This is a genomic window from Rhodococcus mengyinensis (assembly GCF_048381435.1).
GTDB lineage: Bacteria > Actinomycetota > Actinomycetes > Mycobacteriales > Mycobacteriaceae > Rhodococcus_F > Rhodococcus_F opacus_D.
Map to the genome: position 1 here is coordinate 107,377 of NZ_JBLWIT010000101.1, position 17,454 is coordinate 124,830.

15 protein-coding genes and 1 pseudogene are annotated in these 17,454 nt (G+C 63.5%); 8 read left to right on the forward strand and 8 right to left on the reverse strand.

The genetic code is table 11. The features are described from left to right. Positions 1-2 precede the first annotated feature (2 nt). A pseudogene (locus tag ACNJ7E_RS19875) lies at positions 3-544 on the reverse strand (CoA transferase). Positions 545-755: 211 nt separating this feature from the next. Between ACNJ7E_RS19875 and ACNJ7E_RS19880 the strand changes: the two are divergent. Beyond that, entirely contained in the window at positions 756-1,511 is a 756-nt protein-coding gene (locus ACNJ7E_RS19880) for an IclR family transcriptional regulator (RefSeq protein WP_283333348.1), read from the forward strand. A gap of 24 nt (positions 1,512-1,535) precedes the next feature. Here the strand turns inward: ACNJ7E_RS19880 and ACNJ7E_RS19885 are convergent, their stop codons facing one another. Further along, a complete protein-coding gene (locus ACNJ7E_RS19885; protein WP_280779572.1) occupies positions 1,536-2,468 on the reverse strand; it encodes an alpha/beta hydrolase in 933 nt (310 codons plus the stop codon). A gap of 205 nt (positions 2,469-2,673) precedes the next feature. On the opposite strand from ACNJ7E_RS19885, the gene ACNJ7E_RS19890 reads away from it, so the two are divergent. From ACNJ7E_RS19890 to nudC, 3 genes are all read left to right on the forward strand, one after another. Next, complete coding sequence (locus ACNJ7E_RS19890; protein WP_280779573.1) at positions 2,674-3,417, forward strand: alpha/beta fold hydrolase; 744 nt, start codon at positions 2,674-2,676, stop codon at positions 3,415-3,417. Between the two features lie 71 nt (positions 3,418-3,488). After that, positions 3,489-3,791 (forward strand): Dabb family protein, encoded by a 303-nt coding sequence (locus ACNJ7E_RS19895; RefSeq protein ID WP_005568216.1) that lies wholly within the window; start codon positions 3,489-3,491, stop codon positions 3,789-3,791. A 73-nt stretch (positions 3,792-3,864) separates the two neighbouring features. Continuing rightward, entirely contained in the window at positions 3,865-4,791 is a 927-nt protein-coding gene (gene nudC, locus ACNJ7E_RS19900; protein WP_283351119.1) for an NAD(+) diphosphatase, read from the forward strand. 40 nt (positions 4,792-4,831) lie between these two features. Here the strand turns inward: nudC and ACNJ7E_RS19905 are convergent, their stop codons facing one another. Then, positions 4,832-6,658, reverse strand: coding sequence for a sigma-54-dependent Fis family transcriptional regulator (locus ACNJ7E_RS19905; RefSeq protein WP_489686841.1), 1,827 nt, complete (start codon positions 6,656-6,658; stop codon positions 4,832-4,834). A gap of 90 nt (positions 6,659-6,748) precedes the next feature. Then, the gene (locus tag ACNJ7E_RS19910) at positions 6,749-8,395 is read right to left on the reverse strand and encodes a long-chain fatty acid--CoA ligase (protein ID WP_418340803.1); all 1,647 of its coding nucleotides are present in this window, start codon (positions 8,393-8,395) and stop codon (positions 6,749-6,751) included. 260 nt (positions 8,396-8,655) lie between these two features. Between ACNJ7E_RS19910 and ACNJ7E_RS19915 the strand changes: the two genes are divergently transcribed. The 4 genes from ACNJ7E_RS19915 to ACNJ7E_RS19930 all read left to right on the forward strand — a co-directional run bounded on the left by ACNJ7E_RS19915 (position 8,656) and on the right by ACNJ7E_RS19930 (position 14,221). Then, a complete protein-coding gene (locus ACNJ7E_RS19915) occupies positions 8,656-9,555 on the forward strand; it encodes an SMP-30/gluconolactonase/LRE family protein (RefSeq protein ID WP_283333067.1) in 900 nt (299 codons plus the stop codon). 82 nt (positions 9,556-9,637) lie between these two features. Further along, positions 9,638-10,624 (forward strand): NAD(P)H-dependent flavin oxidoreductase, encoded by a 987-nt coding sequence (locus ACNJ7E_RS19920; protein WP_283333066.1) that lies wholly within the window; start codon positions 9,638-9,640, stop codon positions 10,622-10,624. After that, on the forward strand, positions 10,621-11,520 hold the full coding sequence (locus tag ACNJ7E_RS19925) for a crotonase/enoyl-CoA hydratase family protein (protein WP_280779580.1): 900 nt from the start codon (positions 10,621-10,623) through the stop codon (positions 11,518-11,520). The genes ACNJ7E_RS19920 and ACNJ7E_RS19925 overlap by 4 nt, the downstream gene beginning before the upstream one ends. Positions 11,521-12,583: 1,063 nt before the next feature. Next, positions 12,584-14,221, forward strand: coding sequence for a flavin-containing monooxygenase (locus ACNJ7E_RS19930; protein ID WP_418340804.1), 1,638 nt, complete (start codon positions 12,584-12,586; stop codon positions 14,219-14,221). 348 nt (positions 14,222-14,569) lie between these two features. Here the strand turns inward: ACNJ7E_RS19930 and ACNJ7E_RS19935 are convergent, their stop codons facing one another. The 4 genes from ACNJ7E_RS19935 to trxA are packed head-to-tail and all read right to left on the reverse strand — an operon-like array spanning position 14,570 to position 17,444. Further along, on the reverse strand, positions 14,570-15,010 hold the full coding sequence (locus ACNJ7E_RS19935; protein ID WP_280779761.1) for a DUF1931 family protein: 441 nt from the start codon (positions 15,008-15,010) through the stop codon (positions 14,570-14,572). A 13-nt stretch (positions 15,011-15,023) separates the two neighbouring features. Next, positions 15,024-16,751 carry an FAD-dependent oxidoreductase gene (locus tag ACNJ7E_RS19940; protein WP_280779582.1) on the reverse strand — a complete coding sequence of 576 codons (1,728 nt, stop codon included), beginning with the start codon at positions 16,749-16,751 and terminating at the stop codon, positions 15,024-15,026. After that, positions 16,729-16,995: a ubiquitin carboxyl-terminal hydrolase 14 gene (locus tag ACNJ7E_RS19945; RefSeq protein WP_280779583.1), complete on the reverse strand. Its 267-nt coding sequence runs from the start codon at positions 16,993-16,995 to the stop codon at positions 16,729-16,731. The genes ACNJ7E_RS19940 and ACNJ7E_RS19945 overlap by 23 nt, the downstream gene beginning before the upstream one ends. Then, positions 16,992-17,444 carry a thioredoxin gene (gene trxA / locus ACNJ7E_RS19950; protein ID WP_280779584.1) on the reverse strand — a complete coding sequence of 151 codons (453 nt, stop codon included), beginning with the start codon at positions 17,442-17,444 and terminating at the stop codon, positions 16,992-16,994. The genes ACNJ7E_RS19945 and trxA overlap by 4 nt, the downstream gene beginning before the upstream one ends. Positions 17,445-17,454: the final 10 nt, after the last annotated feature.

Sequence of the window (17,454 nt, forward strand, 5' to 3'; positions counted from 1 at the left end):
ATTCAGGAGGAGGTGGCCTGAGGCGACGTCGCCGTCACGACGGATGCATCGGCCAGCGCATGGACGCGGTCGGCGGAGAGTCCGACGACCTTGTCGGCGATGACGTATTGGGCATAACGAGGTTCTCCGTCGATGAGTTCCGCGAGTTTCGCGGCGCCGGACGCGGCTTGCACGATGTCGTCATAGGCGGGGTAGTCCCGGAAGGCGGTCTCGGAGCCGTACGCCTGTGCGGTGCAGAGGATCAGTCCCGGATTGACCTCCGAGAGTCGCTCGTAGGTGATGCCCAATTTCTGCCGGGAGCGCGGCCGTAGATTCGTCACCAACACATCCGCGTTGCGCACCAGATCGTCGAGGATCTCGCGGCCCTCCGCGGAGGCGAGGTCGATCGCGATGCTGCGCTGTTGCGCTGAAGGTTGAGTGTCAGAGCGCTCATACCGTCATGGCGGCGGGCACCTACATCTCGGCTCATGTCACCGTCGAGACTCTCGACCTTGATGACGTCTGCGCCCATGTCGGCGAGGGTTGCGGTGGCGAAGGGGCCCATGATCACGGTCGTCAAATCGATGACGCGCAGACCGTGAAGAGCGCCGGGTGTGAGTTTCACTGAAACCTCTTTCGCTGCGACAGGAAGCACTTCATGGACTATGTCAGTCTCAACAGATTTCCGCAATAATGGAGTGAATTACAGATATAAGTAAGATAGAGTGGTGGTGACCGCTCGGATGGAGCAGTGCCCGTAGGGAGAATGTGCCGTGATGCAACCAGATGACGCCCCCAATGTTCGAGGCCGCAGTCGCCATCGAACCGTGGACCGCATTGCTGCGATTCTCGAACTCGTAGCCCGATCCCACACCGGACTCACCTTGAGTGGGATGGCCAAAGAGCTCGACGCGCCGATCAGTTCGACGCAAGGTCTCGTCAACGGCCTCGTTGCGACGGGTTATCTCGAGGAGCACGAGCGACGGTACTCGCTCGGCAGTGCCCCGTATCTACTCAACCGCCTCGCTGGGCGGCAGCCCGTCTCGACGGTCACGCACGCCGACCTCGAAGACGTCCACGCGAGTTCCGGCTTGACGACCGTGCTGTCGATCGCCGTCGGTCCGAACATCTTCTACGTCGACTACTGCTCTTCCGACCCACGGTTCGCGTACCTCGCCGAGAACTACGTGAGGCGATCGCTCATCCGTACCTCCGGCGGCTGGATACTGCTTGCCGGGATGGAGAAGCGTGACCTCTGGGCGTACATCCAGACTCTGCCCGACGAGGATCGCGACACTGTCGAGCGGTTCTTCGCTGCCCTACCGGAGATCGAACAGACCGGAATCTGCGCCTCCCCCAACGAGTCGACCGACGGCGACGGTGTCTCGGTCGCGGTTCGTGAGAACGGCAAGACCGTCGCCGCCGTCGGTGTCATCGCACCACACACCGTGATCACGAAGGAGCGCGACAGGCTGGTCGCACTCTTGGAGCAAGGTGCCCGGAGTTGGTCCGATCGCAGCGTACGACCGTAATGCAGCCGACCCGGGGCACCGTGGTCAGCCGGCGAACTGCTTGCCGAGGAATTCGACGACGGCGCCGTGCAGTTCAGCGCTGCGCGGAATGGCACCGGTCATCCAGTACACGGCGTGGACAAGGCCTTCATACAATTCGACCTGCACGGGGACGCCCTGGTCGGCCAACCTCCGGCCGTAGTCCACGCCCTCGTCCCGAGTGACCTCGTATTCGTTGAGCAACAACAGGGTGGAGGGAAGCCCCGACAGATCCGCGGCCTTGGCCGGGGAGGCGTACGGATTCTCGGCGTCTTCCGGGGTGGCCAGGTACTGCTCCCAGAACCAGTCGATGGCTGCCGTGGTGACCAAGTACCCCTCGGCGTTCTCCTCGCGCGACGGGAATCGTGCCGTGCCGTCGATGACCGGATAGATCAATACCTGAGCGCGCAGTGCCGGGGCGCCGGTGTCGCGTGCCCGGAGGGCTGTGACCGCGGCCAGGTTGCCTCCGGCGCTGTCACCCATGACGGCTACGCGCGTGCCGTCGCCACCGAAGTCGGCTGCGTGCTCGACGACCCAGTTCAGTGCGGCGAACGCATCTTCGGGTGCGGCAGGAAACTTGTGCTCGGGAGCCAGCCGGTAACTCAGTGCAGCCACGATGACTTTCGCATCGGCGGCGAGCGCGCGACATGGCTGCTCGGTGACGTCGAGGCTGCCGGCGACCCAGCCACCGCCGTGGATGTACACCACGATCGGCAGAGGTGTTTCGGACTCCGGGATGTAGAGACGCACTGCCTGGTCGCCACCGGGGCCGGGGTAGACCGTGTCGACGACACGAGCGACGTCCGCGTTCGGTGCCTGGAGGTCGCTGAAGGACTCGACGACCCCACGGACTTCAGCAATGCTCATCTGCTCGAACGACTTCAGTCCCTGCTCGTTCAAAGTGTCTATCAAATTCTTGACCGCAGGATCGAGTGCCATGGTGTTCTCCTTCATGTCATGAGCAAGTCTGTTCAGCCGACAGGTGGAGCCACCCTATGGGTGCGTTCGGCGCGGGGAGTGTCCGAAAATCACACACGCATGTGTGTTTCACAATCGGACACACCGACGCCCTGCGGTTCTAGTTTGATTCGGAGTGATCAACAGACGGCTGGAATTTCAGCGTCGCCGACAGAGAGGAACGGCAGTGAACGCGATTGCAGCGATCGAAGGAAGCGGTGACCATCGGATCCTGGTGTTGCACGGCTGGGCGCTGGACAGCAGCGTATGGCTTACCGCCCGAGCCCGGACGGATCAGTCCCGCTTCACCTACGCGTACCTCGACTTTCCGGGATACGGGGTCAACCGGCCCGAAGCACCGGCCGACGGAATCGACGGGATGGCCGCGGTCGCCCTCGACGCCGCCGATCAGCTCGGATGGTCGACCTTTTCCGTTCTCGGACATTCGATGGGGGGCACCACAGCGCTTCGGGTGGCGACCCTCGCACCTGAACGCGTGACCTCGGTCGTCGCCCTGACGCCCGTCTCCCCGGCAGGTACCCCTCTCGACGAAGCGACCTACGGTTCCTTCGCCGGGGCCTGGGCAGACCCGGGTGCAGCCATCCGTGGCGCACTGGCACCGCACATCGACGAGACAGATCTGAAGAATCTCGTCGACCGCAACCGCTCGACGATGGACCAGGCAACCTGGGAGTCCTACCTGAAGAACTGGACCAGTCCCGACTTCCTCGACCGGATGGGCACCTACGAAGGGCCTACCACCCTGATCGTGGGTGAGAGCGACCCGTTCGTCACCGCCGAATACCTCGGGGACACGTTGGCGGCCTTGAAGAACGGGAACCTGAAGACCGTTCACGGCAAAGCCGGGCACTACCCCATGGTGGAGAACGCTCCGGAGACGGTGGCGTTGTCGGAGCAATCTCTGTACTGATCTGACCGGGAACGCAATCCGGGTTCCGACCATGCCACGTTCGAATCACGAATCCAGGGAGGATTCTCACCATGTTGAATCACGTTGTGACATTCAAATGGAAGCAGGACATCAGTGACGAGCACATCGAGTCCTTTCACGAAGCTCTGAGCGCAGTCTCGGAGAAGATTCCGGAGGTCGTGGAATACCGTTACGGAAGGGATCTGGCCCTCAAGCCCGGCAGCGGCGACTACGCAATCTCCGCGACCTTCGAAGACGTTCCCGACTTTCGCACATACCTGGCACATCCCGATCATGTGCGCCTCGTCCAGGAATTCATCTCGGTGATGGCCGAATCGTATTCGTCCGTTCAGATCGAATTCGCCTCGCGATAGGCGCGACCGGACCGTCGTTCGTCGAACGGCGGTCCGGTCGACAGTGTCGCTCGTTTCCGAAAGTTGTGATCCAGTGGTGAGTGTCGAACACACCGGGCAGGCCCCGTCACGTGGTGCCCTGAGCCGTCCCGTCTCGGTCCGTGACGATGCGGCTGCGTGGGTAGAGGCGTGGCCGGATGCCCGAATACTTCGCGTGAACGGTCGCGGTCAGGTCCGGCTTGTCGACAGACAACTGATGCTGGAACCGGCCGCCGACCTCTACTCCGAGCCTCCCGCGCGCGCCGTGCTGCTCGGCGTCTGTGGCACGGTTCACGAGTGGGGGGTGCGGGACGAGTTCCTCGCTGACAATTCCTCTGCGGGAACCGAGGTCGAGCTCGGTGACCTGCGCTCACACGGAGCACTCCTCGATGCTGCTGACGCCGACCGGTATGTCACAGCGTTGGCATTGCTGACGTGGCAGGACGACGCCCATTTCTGCGCGCGGGATGGGGCGTCGACAACGATCACCTCGGGTGGTTGGATGCGCGTGTGCACGGCGTGCGGCCGGGAGGAATATCCGCGTACCGATCCCGCGATCATTTGTCTGGTGCACGACGGGGCGGACCGAGTACTGCTGGCACGTCAGGCGAACTGGCCGGCACGGAACTTCTCGACGCTGGCGGGCTTCGTCGAGGCGGGTGAGTCTCTGGAAAGCTGTGTGGCACGGGAAGTTGCGGAGGAGGTTGGTCTCGTCGTCTCCGACGTGGTCTACGTCGGAAGTCAGCCCTGGCCCTTCCCGCGCTCCCTCATGCTCGGATTCCATGCCACGGCCGATCCCCGAGAAGAGCTCGTCTTCATGGATGGCGAGATCGGCGAAGCTCTCTGGTGCACCCGCGCGGAGGTACGGGAGGCTCTGGCTGTAGGGGATTGGACGAGCTCGGCGGATGCGCACGTGTTGTTGCCCGGCGCAGTCTCGATTGCGAGGCGCATGCTCGAGGCCTGGGCGCGAGCCGGTGATTGACGCTCTGTCTCGATCGGCACGGTCCCGTCATCGACTGGCACTACTGCGGAAGGAACCGGCTTCCGTCGATTCCCAGGGCGCGCATTTTGCGGTAGAGGGTGGAGCGAGCTACCCCCAGGCGTTGCGCAGCCAGTAGTTTGTTGCCGTCGGTCTCGACGAGTGCCCTGAGCAACGCGTCACGCTCCGCCAATTCGAGTGAGGTCGAGGCATTTCGGCGGCGTAGATCACCGTCGCGGTATCCGTCGGGCAGATGCTGCACTCCGATGTCGGAGCCCATCGACCGCAGGAGCGAGGACGCCAGAACCGATTCGAGCTCTCTGACGTTTCCCGGCCAGTCCCGCGCGACCAGCAGTTGCAGAGCAGTGGGTTGCAGTCGCAGGCCGTTGCGGTCCGGGGAGTGCTTACGTAGTAGGGCGACACTGATGTCGGCGATATCTTCGGACCGATGTCGCAGTGGATCGATCTCTATGCGGCGCATGAAGTGATCGCACAGTCGCCCGGCGGGGCCTTGACGGATCCCTTCGCCGGCGGTGGCAATGATGTGAGCGCGATTGTCGACGGCCTCGCTGAGGATCGCGCAGACGTTGGAGACCAGTTGTTCCGGCAGGAGATCGAGATGCCGGATGATGAGGGCTCCGTCGACCTTGTTCCAATTGACCAGTCCGGCAATCCACGCGTCGGGGTCGACGGAGGCGGTACCAGCGTCGAACACGGTGAAATGGCCGTCGGCATCCTGCATCCGGTGGAGGGCGCTCGCGGCAAAGAACTTGCCGGCGCCGGGTTCTCCGGTGACGAGCACAGGTGCGTCGATCGCGGCGAGTCGCTCGAGTTCGGTCTGCAGTCGCTTCGTCGCCAAACTGCGGCCGGGAATCTTGACAGTCTCCGTGCGCCTTTCGACGGAGGAGGCCGACGCCAATTGACGGGCGGGCGACTTCTTCGTATCGCGGGGATGTGGCCGCATCTCGATGACGATGCCCGCCGGCGTTCGGGAGTCTCCGACTCTACGTGCAGTTGCGGAAACCGTGACGTTGTCGGCGAGTCTGACGTCCCCGATGAACTCGTCGCGGCCGGCCAGCATTCGGCATGCCCAATCCCACAAGAGCGCCTGGTCGGACGTGTCGACGATCCGCGCGGCCATCGGGGTGGTCATGATGACATCTTGATTCAAGGACACCACTGCAGAGGAGCCGCGTCGAGAGGCCTGCAGGAAGGACTGGAGAAGCAGTTGCTCGCGATCGGAGGACTCGGCGTAGAGGCGCGACTGAATTTCGCGCACGGCTGATTGCGCCAGGGCACCCATCAGCGCGTTGGAGTCCGACAGGTTGGAGGTGATGTCGAGGATCCCCTCCACGGTGCGGGTGATCGGATGGATGATAGGAACACCGACGCACGCCAGGCTCTGCAGCGCCTCACGGAAGTGCTCACCACCGCTGACTTGGAACGGTCGTCGCTCCTCCAACGCGGTGCCGATCCCGTTGGTGCCGGTGTCCTCCTCTGCATAGCGGAAACCGGGTGCCACGTAGGCGCGGTCCAAACGCGCTCGCAACCCTGCGTCGCCCGCCCTGCGGTCGACGATCTGAGCGGCGGAATCGGCCAGCAGGATGGTCGCGGGCGCGTCCTGCAGGTGTAGGACGAGGTTGTCGATCACGGGATCGGCGGCTCTCCTCAACCGGCTGTCACGATCCACGTCCGGCGTGTAGGGAAGGTCGCCATCGCCGGACGAGACGCCGATAACTTCACACCGCCGCCATGACGCCTCGATCTCGGGTCGGAGGGTGCTCAACTCCTGGCTCTCTCGTGATGGCGCTGATGTCCAGAATCGTTCACGTTCGTTCAATGGCTCGCGGCCCGCCTTGTTGATACTCATAACCACCTTACATCACTGGTCAGGGGATTTTCCGAGCTGACCCTCCTTTCAATGTAACCTGGCTCACATCTTTGGGTGTGTCCCGTTTTGCTACAGTCCGCTCGCTGTCCCGGACCTGGTGGGGATGACTGCAACGCTGTGATCGCCACCATCGGAGATGGTGCTCGCCTGGTCTGTCGATATGGGCTGACCTGTGTTTTCCCGATGCTGTCGTCTGATGTCGGCTTTGTCGATCTTGCCCATTGCAGTCTTGGGGATCTCATCGACTCTCACGAAACGATCGGGCAGCCAGAACCGGGGGAGGGTTGTCGCCAGGAACGTCCGGAGCTCCTCGTCGGTCACGTCGGCGTCCAGCCGGAGCCACGCGAGGGGGCGTTCCTGCCATGTGTCGTCCGGCACGGCGATGACGGCGGCCTCCGAGACAGCAGGATGAAGCATGAGCGCATTCTCGAGGTCCACCGAGGAAATCCATTCCCCACCGCTCTTGACGAGGTCCTTTTCACGGTCTTTGATCTGCAGGCCGGCGTCTGGGTGAACGGTCGCCACATCGCCGGTGCGCAGCCAGCCGTCTCGAAAGCTGTCCGGCGTTCGGGGATCGTCCAGGTATTCCCGGGCGACCCACGGCGAACGTACTTCCAGTTCGCCGACGGTCTGACCATCCCAGTCGTGTGGTGACCCGGATTCGTCTACGACGCGGAGCTCGAACAACGGCAGTGGCCTGCCCTGCATCGAGCCGCCGGGGGAGAACGTGCCCATCGGAGATGTCTCGGTCATTCCCCATCCATTTACGACGCGGGCGCCTTGCTCAGCCCACCACCGCGCCAGCGCGACCGGCGGCACCTGCCCGCCGAGCCACATCGTCTTCAGCTCCGAGAGGTCGTAGCCACAGTTACGGCGTAGGTGCTCGTCGCGCATGAGGGCGGCGACCGTCGGCGAGCCGACGAAGGTGTCGGGCCGTTCGCCATGGATCAAGTCCAGGAACCGCTCGGGTGTGGGGTGCGGTCCGGGCAGCACCAGACGTGCGCCCTGGAGCGCCGCCGCGTAGGGGACACCCCAGCCGTTGACGTGCGACATCTGGGTGGCGAGCAGGTAGGCCCGCTCCGCGTCGATCTCGACTCCGCCCTTGGTGCTGATCGCCATGGCGTGGAGCACGATGCTCCGGTGGCTGTAGACGACGCCCTTGGGCAACCCGGTCGTGCCCGAGGTGAAGCAGATCGACGCCGCAGTGTTTTCGTCCACCTCCTGGAAGGACCCGTGGGTGGATGCACGTGAAACGAACTGATCATAGGGAATGACCTGATCGAAGCCATCGATCGCACCGGGTTCGCCCACAACGACGAGGTGACGAACCGTGGGAATCCGACCACGCATCGCCTCCACCGACGGGAGGAGATCCTCGTCGACGATCAGAACCTCATCTGAAACATGGTTGATCGTATAGGCCATGTGTTCGACCGGCATGCGGTGATTTACCGTGTGCAGGACGGCCCCGAGCGCTGGGACCGCGAAGTATGCCGCCAGGTGCTGACGGGTATTCCACGCCATGGTTGCGATTCGGGACCCGCGTTTCACGCCGATCGATGCGAGCGCACCGGCCAGATCCCTCACGTCGGAGACCAGGTCCCGGTACGTGAAACTGCGAACCCCGTCCGAAGTCCAGGCCGTGTTGATCCGAGCGCCATTCACGTTCTCGGCGCGCCACAGCAGCCTCGCCACCGACAATTGACTACTCATCATGAGCCCATCCACCGGTCCCACCGCCTTTCAACAGATCGCTCCAAGTCGGGTCCTCGATGGATGCCAACTCTGCGACCACGTAATAGGCCGATCCTGTACCCCCCGTCAGGCACACGGTGTCCTATAACGAGTCATCCCTTGCCCCAACGTGGTGTTGCATTTTCGGACATTCGTTTGATCACTCAGCCGACAACAGTGGTGGAAACCGCGGGTTTGAAATGCCGAGCCCGAAACGACTCCAAATCTAAAGGGGCACAACCATGACCGAATACACGCTGCGAACCATTGTCGATGGCTACTCGTACCTCGAGGGCCCCCGCTGGCATGACGGACGTCTCTGGTTTGCGGACTTCTACACCCACACCGTGAATGCCGTGAACGCCGACGGCAGCATCGAACTTGTCGCGACGGTCCCGCACCAACCCTCTGGGCTCGGTTGGCTGCCGGACGGGCGGCTGCTGATCGTGTCGATGAAGGACCGCAAGGTGCTGCGTCAAGAGTCGGACGGCACACTCGTCGAGCATGCCGACATCCGCGACCTATGCGGTGGCCACGCCAACGACATGGTCGTGGACGCCCAGGGAAGGGCCTACGTGGGCAACTTCGGATTCGACCTCATGGGTGGGGCGCCACACGAGCACACCACTGTCGTCCTCGTCGACACCGACGGAAGCGCCTCGATCGTCGCCGACGGACTGTCATTCCCCAACGGCATGGTCATCACTCCCGATGGTTCAACCCTGCTGGTCAACGAATTGTTCGGCAATCGGATCTCGGCATTCGACATCCACCCGGACGGTACGCTCGGCGAGCGAATCGAATGGGCCGGCTACGGAGATCTCGGTGCCGAGCCCGACGTCGGCGCACGACTCGAGGCCGCCACGATCGTGCCCGACGGTCTGACCCTGGACGCCGAAGGCGCCGTGTGGATTGCCGATGCCGGGAACAACCGAGCGGTGCGGATCGCCAAGGGCGGCGAAATCCTCGACGAGGTCAGCACCGCACCCGACGGGGTGTTCGCGGTCGCGCTCGGCGGCGACGACGGGCGCACCCTGTTCTTGTGCGTCGCACCGAATTTCGACGAGAACGAACGCACCGCAACCCGGCTGGGGCGCATGCTCGCCACCGAAGTGGACGTACCACACGCCGGACGCCCCTGACCCTCCGGATCCCGCGGCGGAACCGTCTCCCGCAGCGGGTTCGGCGTTGATCTCACATCTCAACTGACCAAGGAGCCCCGGGGTGTTCACTACCTCCTTCACGCGGATCTTCGACGTGGAGCATCCCGTCGTCTGTGGCGGCATGACTGCGGTCGGCACTGCCGACCTCATCGCCGCCGTCGCAAACGCGGGTGCTCTCGGATTCCTCTCCGCTCTCTCCCAGCCGACACCCGAAGCCTTGGCCGAGGAGATCGCAAGATGTCGGTCCATGACCGACCGACCCTTCGGTGTCAACCTGACGATCCTGCCAACCCTCAAACCTGTTCCCTACGAGGACTACCGCGCTGTCATCATCGACTCCGGCGTGGGCGTCGTCGAAACGGCGGGTAGCAATCCCGCTCCCCATCTGCACGCCTTCGCCGCCGCCGGCATCAAGGTAATCCACAAGGCCGTCTCCGTTCGCCACGCGCTGAAGGCGGAGCAGCTTGGAGTCGACGCGGTCAGCATCGACGGGTTCGAATGTGCCGGCCATCCCGGAAACGACGACGTCCCCGGTCTCGTCCTGATCCCTGCCGCCACCCGCAAATTGTCGATTCCCGTCATCGCCAGCGGCGGATTCGCCGACGGTGCCGGCCTGGCGGCGGCTCTGGCATTGGGGGCCAGCGCAATCAACATGGGAACCAGATTCGTCGCCAGCACAGAGGCGACGGTCCACGAGAACGTCAAACGCCAGATCACCGTCAACGACGAACGATCCACGCAACTGGTGTTCCGAGAGTTCAACAACACCGCCCGCGTCGCCCGCAACTCCATCTCGGAGAGAATTTCCGAGATCTCCGCGCTTCCGAACGCAACATTCGACGACGTCGCCGATCTGGCCTCCGGGGTGCGCGGTCGCCAGAAGGTTCTGGCCGGCGGTGACGTGGATGCCGGCTTGTGGTGGGCCGGGCAATCACAGGGACTGATCGACGAGATCCTCACCTGCGAGGAGATCGTGACCAGCACGGTCAACCAAGCCCATGATCTGATCGTGAACAGACTTCCCCAACTTACGGGTGCCATCCGATGATCCGCACCGTGGATGCCGAGTACGAGACGATCGCCCTCGAGCTGCGCGACGGCGTGCTGATCGTGACGCTGAATCGACCGGAGTCGCTCAACGCCTTCACCATCACCATGGCTGATGAGCTCGAGCACCTCTTCCGGGCCGTCAATGACGACGACGATGTCAACGCCGTGGTGGTGACCGGCTCGGGCCGCGCCTTTTGCGCCGGTATGGATCTCACGACCGACGGCAACGTGTTCGGCCTCGACGAGACATTGGAGCCGACCCTCCACGATATGGGTGACTTGCAGGACCCGGTCATTGCCCGCGGCGTCCGCGACACCGGTGGTCGGGTCACACTTGCGGTGTTCGACTGCCTCAAACCCGTGATCGCCGCCGTCAACGGCCCCGCTGTGGGCATCGGAGCCACCCTGACCTTGTCCATGGATGCCCGACTCACTTCCACAGCAGCACGATTCGGATTTGTCTTCGGACGCCTCGGGATCACACCCGAAGCAGCCTCGACCTGGTTCCTGACGAGGATCGTCGGACTCGATACCGCGCTCGACCTCGTGTACTCCGCCGACATCCTCGACGCGGCCGACGCGGCCGAGATCGGCCTGGTTCGCTCGATCCACTCGCCGGACGAACTTCTCGATGCGGCGCTTGCACTGGCACATCGCTTCACTCGCGATCGGTCGCGTGTCGCAACCGCCCTGACCCGGCAGATGATGTACCGCAACGCGCTTCTCGATCACCCCGCCGAAGCTCACCGCGTCGACTCACTCGCCATGTTCTACACCAGTATCGGAGATGGAAGAGAAGGTGTCCAAGCATTCCGAGAGAAGAGGAAGCCCCAGTTCAAGGGACGCGTCTCCACCGACCTTCCTGACTTCTACACCGACTGGATAGAGCGGTAGCGCCGCTGAGACATAGGCTGTGATGTCGCTCGCGGAATACGGGTAGAACCATTCATCGTCACTGCTTACCGGCCAACGAAATCCCAGCAGTGTCGACGAGCCCACGGGTGGCCGATCAGCTGCGATCGGGGTAGTTCCACAGTGCCTATGGCCGCGCGAACCCGGTGTCTCTCTCTCCTTTCGTCCGCCTGGTGCATGTGCCCGATCGCCGCAGGCTGGGAAATTCGCCGCGGCCTTGGCCACCGCAGCCGGCGACCTGCCGCCGATCGCGCGGAGCACCCTGACCTGGGACCAGGGCAGCGAGATGGCTCGCCACTGATCTTCTTGCCCACCTCATCGACGAAGGCATCAATGTCGCCGACCCGGAAGTCCGTGGCAACGAGGTACCAACGAGAACACGAACGGCATGGTTCGCCAGTACTTTCCCAAGAGCACCGACTTGCGCACCTACGCCATCGACGACCTGCGACGGGTCTAGGACCTTCTCAACAATCGGCCGCGCAAGAGTTTGCACTGGGCCACACCGGCAACGGCTTTCGCCGCTCGACTGCCACAATGATTACGCAAGCGTTGCGGCGGCCACTCGAATCCGCCCGGTCGTCTTCAGTGACCAGATTTGATCCACCCGATGTCTCGGTCAGGTCGATCGCAGAGCATCTCGCCACTGCATAACCTCGGGAGCCAGTGCTGTTCTGCCCCTCACTGGTGAGGTGGACAAGTACGGTGCCATGAGGTCGGGGTGGATGCCGACTCAGAAGCTGAGTTCCATGCTCTACGTGCAGAGTTGGGCAGAAGTGTCCGGATTCGCTACAGCCACTGTTCCGGTCAAAGATGTTGCTGTGGTTGCAGGGTGGATGCCGGCTGATGAATTGGCCGTTCGCCCCGCGAGGCGTGCGTGCACGTGTGCCTGGCGCCCTCCGGGTGTCTGGTGGATCGATATCGGACAGTCCCGGGTTCTCGAACGAACCTAGCGTATGTGATGTCGGTCATACGAACCGGCCGGACCGGCACACATCGATCTGCTCCTCGCGCGGGTCCCAGGCATTTCACTCAAGGAGGCAACATGGCCACGATATCGATCCATCCAAGGGAACTCGACGAGACGAACGGCGTCTTGGACGTCCTCGTCGTCGGAGGCGGCTTCGCGGGTCTGTATCAACTCGATCAACTTCGTTCACGCGGATTTTCGGTGAAGGTCGTCGAAGCCGGTGACTCGCTTGGGGGCATCTGGTACTGGAATTGTTACCCGGGTGCTCGAACCGACAGCACCGGGCAGATCTATCAGTACTCACGCGAGGACCTGTGGAAGGACTGGAGTTACGATGAGCTCTACCCGTCGTGGTCCGGTGTGCGCGACTATTTTGCCTACGTCGACGGCAAGCTCGATCTCTCTCGAGACATCATCTTCAGTACCCGGGTGACGTCTGCGGACTTCGACGGCGAGCGGAACCAATGGACAGTGCGCACCGATACCGGCCGGACGCTGCGTGCCAGGTCTGTGGTGATCTGCACTGGATTCGGTGCCAAGCCTTACATTCCCAACATCAAAGGGCTCAACAGCTTTGCCGGCGAATCTCACCACACCGCTCTGTGGCCCCAAGAAGGTCTGGACATGGCCGGCAAACGCGTGGGGATCATCGGCACCGGGTCGAGCGGCGTTCAGGTCACCCAAGAGGCCGCCGCAGACGCCGAACAGATCACCATCTTCCAGCGGACGCCCAACCTTGCGCTGCCGATGCGGCAGCAACAGTTGACAGGCCGGCTCAAGGAGAAGCTGAAGGAGCACCTTCCCGAGCGATTTGCCCAGCGCCGGAGGTCGTTTGCCGGATTCGATATGGACTTCATCCAGAAGAGCGTGTTCGAAGTCTCGGACGAAGAGCGAGCCGACACCTACGAACAGATGTGGGCTACCGGCGGTTTCGAGCTATGGCTCGCCAACTATCAAGATATTTTGCTCGATGAACACGCGAACCGCACCATGTACGATTTCTGGCGCAACAAGGTCCATCAGCGCGTCACCGATCCGGTCAAGGCCGAGAAGCTTGCCCCGAAGGATCCGCCCCATCCGTTCGGGACGAAGCGACCCTCGCTCGAGCAGAACTTCTATGATGTGGTAAACCAGGAGAACGTCGACATCGTCGACGTCAACGAAGATCCGATCGAGCGGATCTCCCCGACGGGGGTCCAGACCAGATCCGGTCTACGCGAGTTCGACATCCTGGTGTTCGCGACAGGTTTCGACGCGAACCGCGGTGGCATCACGTCGATCGATATCCGAGGCGCCAATGATCAACTCCTGAGCCACAAGTGGTCCGAGCGGCTCGATACCTTCATGGGACTCGCCACTGCAGGATTCCCCAACCTGATGTTCGTGTACGGCCCGCAGAGCCCAGCCGGATTCTGCAACGGGCCCACATGCGCGGAGGTACAGGGAGAGATCGTTGTCGACTTCCTGACCCACGTTCGCGACGGCGGATACCAGCGGTTCGAGACCAGCGAGGACGCAGAGCAATCATGGACGGCGCACGTGGAGGAAGTCTTCCACACGTCGCTCTTTCCGCGGGCCAAGTCTTGGTATCACGGGGCAAACATTCCCGGTAAGCCGAGCCAGATGCTCAACTACTCTGGCGGCCTTCCTTCCTACTTCGACCACTGGGAGGAAAACGTCGCGGCCGGATACAAGGCATTCACACTGTCCTGATCACGCGCGCGAGCCGCCGGCCCGACGATCGTCCGGCGGCCGCTCGTCGGCAATGGCCCCAAAGCGGCGCAACTGCTGTTAGAGCTTGTGGATGCAGGAGCTCGAGCGCCGCGGTTTGTCGGCGGAGCGCGGACCACCACGCCCCCGAACGGACCCCTCAACCATGACCGGAAACGTCCGGAACGAGCAAGGACGGACAGCGCGGTGGCCGCTGCTGCTCAATCATCTATGGAAATCTGCACCGTACGATCACACGGTGTGGTGGTCGGCGACCGGTCATACGTGACCTCGGACGAGTTCCTTTCGCGTCCCGGCGATCTACTGGTTTTCCGGACCGCCGGTCCGGGGTCAGAGCAGTAGATGGAAGATGTCGAAGGCGACGTTCCATTCGGCGGTGCCGGGGTTCTTGCGGTCCGGATCGACCGTGACGAAGGTATGCGCCAGTGCCACGCTCAAGCCTCCGGCGATCAGCGGCAGTCGCTGCTCGGTCTCCTCGGAGAGAGCCACGTCCAACGGCGGGCGGGCCGTCAGTTGATCGAGCAGAGGTTGAAGTTCGATCTCCTCGTCCAGTTTTTCGAACCGGTGGATGCTCTCCTGCAGCCCCTTGGTGATCGGCAGGTCCCACGGTTCGATCACGTCACGCAGGTTTGCCTTTGCCGAGGCTTTGCCGATGAGGATCAAATCGTAGATCTTGTCGTCGATGAAATCCGTATAGCGCTTGAGGTCGTTCCGGTCGACCTGTAGTCCAGCCGCTGCCCGGAAGAACCGCTGGAATTTCACGGTGCCCATCACTGGCATGTCGTCAGCTCCTTTCGAAGTATTCATGGATTTGGCGTACCGCCATCGCTCCTTCACCGACTGCGGATGCGACTCGTTTCACCGAGCCGCGGCGGACGTCGCCCGCCGCGAACAGGCCGGGCAAGCTGGTTTCGAGCGTCCTGGACAGCCCGGCGCTGATCGGCCGGTTGCCGTCTCCTCGGGCGTGGACCGCGTCCATGCCCGTGAGGACGAAGCCGTGGTCGTCGAGTGCGATCGCGTCGGCCAGCCACCCGGTGTGCGGCGTCGCCCCGATGAAGACGAACAGGGCATGTACCCGGATCGTGTCCTGGTCGCCCGTGCGATTGTCCTCGACCACGATTTCGTCGAGGTACTTCTGACCGTGGACCGCACGAATCTCGGTGTTCCGGTGCACGGTGACGCGCGGGTGGTGCTCGATCTGGTCGACCAGGTATCGGGACATGCTCTTTCCGAGGTCGTCGCCGCGGATGAGCAGGTGGACGTGGGAGACATGGTCGGCGAGGAAGACGGTGGCCTGGCCGGCGGAGTTTCCGCCGCCGACGATAGCCACCGGGTCGGTGCCGCACATCCGCGCTTCCTGATGGGTCGCGGCGTAGTACACGCTCGTCCCCTCCAGTTCCTCGATCCCCGGAACGGCCAACTTGCGATACCGCGCCCCGGTGGCGAGCACGACCGCCCGGCCGCGAACCGCGCCGCCGTCCGCCAGCCGGAGCACATGGTTCCCGGCCTCGGATCCCAAACCGGTCACCTCCGCCGACACCAGGATGCGGGCGCCGAACTTACCGGCCTGGATTACGGCCCTCTCGGCCAATTCGGAGCCGGAGACCCCTGCCGGGAAGCCCAGATAGTTCTCGATCCGGGAGGAGGTACTGGCTTGGCCGCCGGCGGCGATCGACTCCAGTGTCACCGTGTTCAACCCGTCCGAGGCGCCGTACACGGACGCGGCCAGACCGGCTGGTCCGGCACCCACGACGACGAGGTTGCACACGTCCTGGGCTGCGTCCGGGACCGAGTCCGGGACCGGAAGCCCGACGATGCGTGCGAGTTCCGCATTCGTCGGATTGCGCAGCACCTTCTCGCCGTGCCAGATCACGACGGGAGTGTCCTCGGGGGCGACGTCCAGGCTGCGGAGCAGCTGCTCCGCCCGTTGGTCCCGCTCCAGATCGATCCACCTGTGGGGCAATCGGTTTCGCATGGCGAACTCGCGAAGCCGCAACGTGTCCGGCGAATAGCAGGAGCCGATGATCCGGAACCCCGAGCCGAGCCCGATCAGTAGGTGCCGGCGCACCAGGTAGGCGCGCAGGATCAGATCGCTGAGCACGGGATCTTGGGCCACCAGCTCGCGCACCCGCTCGGCCGGGACGACGAGGACCTCGCCGTCCTCGATCGCTTCGGCGGTGAAGAACGCCACCTGGCCTTCCAGCAGTCCGAGCTCGCCCAGGAAGCGGCCTGGACCGTGCACGCGCAGTATCCGGCGCTCGCCGTCCCCGTCGCCCTCGTCGATGACCGCGACCTTGCCGGTAAGGATGACGAAGAAATCGTTGCTGGGCGCGCCCTCTCGGATCAGCACCTCACCGGCGCGAACCGATCGACGCGTGCCACCGGTCTCGAGGCTCGCGACCTGGTCGTCCGTCAGCCGCGGAAATGCTCCGACCGCATCCGGAGTCTCGTCGTCGACCGGCGGACTGTTGCCGACGGGTGCGGCGTCCTCAGACGAAGTTCTGGTCGACATAACACCACCGCCAATCTTCACCTGGCTCCATCGACTGGACGATCGGATGGCCGATGGCGTGAGCGTGCGCGCTCGCGTGCTTGCCCGGCGAAGAGTCGCAGCAACCGACGTGTCCGCACGTCAGGCACAGCCTCAGATGCACCCACGGGGTGCCGAGGCGAAGACATTCCTCGCAACCCTGCGGGGTCCGGGGCACCACGTCCCGGATCGCGGTCACGTGTGGGTCGGCATGGACATAAGTCATGACTTCGCCTCCTTGCCTGCATCTTCCGAGAGCGCCTGATCGAGCCACGTGCGCAGCTGGGGTACCGGAGCTGCGCCCGCCTGACGAGCGAGGACCTCACCCCGGTCCATCACCAGCAGAGTCGGTACGGCGCGGACGGTGAACCGTTCGGCCGTCTGGGGCGCAGCATCCACGTCGACCTTGACCAGCTTGATCTGACCTGCGCGTTCTGTGGCGAGCTGCTCGAGCGCCGGGCTGACCATGCGGCACGGGCCGCACCACGTCGCCCAGAGATCGACGAGCACAGGCACCGAGGACTTCTCGGCGACCTCCGCGAAGTCGCCGTCCCCTGCCGAGGCGATCCAGGGCAGCGGCTCGTGGCAGTTCCCGCAGCGGGGTCTTCCGTCCCCGGCCGCCGGCACCTTGTTGGTCTTACCGCAGTGCGGGCACTTCACCTTGTCGGATCCCATGACGACACCT

Excerpts from the sequence above, each read along its gene's own strand:
- ACNJ7E_RS19880 (WP_283333348.1), top strand. The coding sequence starts at position 756 with ATGCAACCAGATGACGCCCCCAATGTTCGAGGCCGCAGTCGCCATCGA.
- ACNJ7E_RS19885 (WP_280779572.1), bottom strand. The coding sequence starts at position 2,468 with ATGGCACTCGATCCTGCGGTCAAGAATTTGATAGACACTTTGAACGAG.
- ACNJ7E_RS19895 (WP_005568216.1), top strand. The coding sequence starts at position 3,489 with ATGTTGAATCACGTTGTGACATTCAAATGGAAGCAGGACATCAGTGAC.
- ACNJ7E_RS19905 (WP_489686841.1), bottom strand. The coding sequence starts at position 6,658 with ATGAGTATCAACAAGGCGGGCCGCGAGCCATTGAACGAACGTGAACGA.
- ACNJ7E_RS19910 (WP_418340803.1), bottom strand. The coding sequence starts at position 8,395 with ATGATGAGTAGTCAATTGTCGGTGGCGAGGCTGCTGTGGCGCGCCGAG.
- ACNJ7E_RS19915 (WP_283333067.1), top strand. The coding sequence starts at position 8,656 with ATGACCGAATACACGCTGCGAACCATTGTCGATGGCTACTCGTACCTC.
- ACNJ7E_RS19925 (WP_280779580.1), top strand. The coding sequence starts at position 10,621 with ATGATCCGCACCGTGGATGCCGAGTACGAGACGATCGCCCTCGAGCTG.
- ACNJ7E_RS19930 (WP_418340804.1), top strand. The coding sequence starts at position 12,584 with ATGGCCACGATATCGATCCATCCAAGGGAACTCGACGAGACGAACGGC.
- ACNJ7E_RS19935 (WP_280779761.1), bottom strand. The coding sequence starts at position 15,010 with ATGGGCACCGTGAAATTCCAGCGGTTCTTCCGGGCAGCGGCTGGACTA.
- ACNJ7E_RS19940 (WP_280779582.1), bottom strand. The coding sequence starts at position 16,751 with ATGTCGACCAGAACTTCGTCTGAGGACGCCGCACCCGTCGGCAACAGT.
- ACNJ7E_RS19945 (WP_280779583.1), bottom strand. The coding sequence starts at position 16,995 with ATGACTTATGTCCATGCCGACCCACACGTGACCGCGATCCGGGACGTG.
- trxA (WP_280779584.1), bottom strand. The coding sequence starts at position 17,444 with ATGGGATCCGACAAGGTGAAGTGCCCGCACTGCGGTAAGACCAACAAG.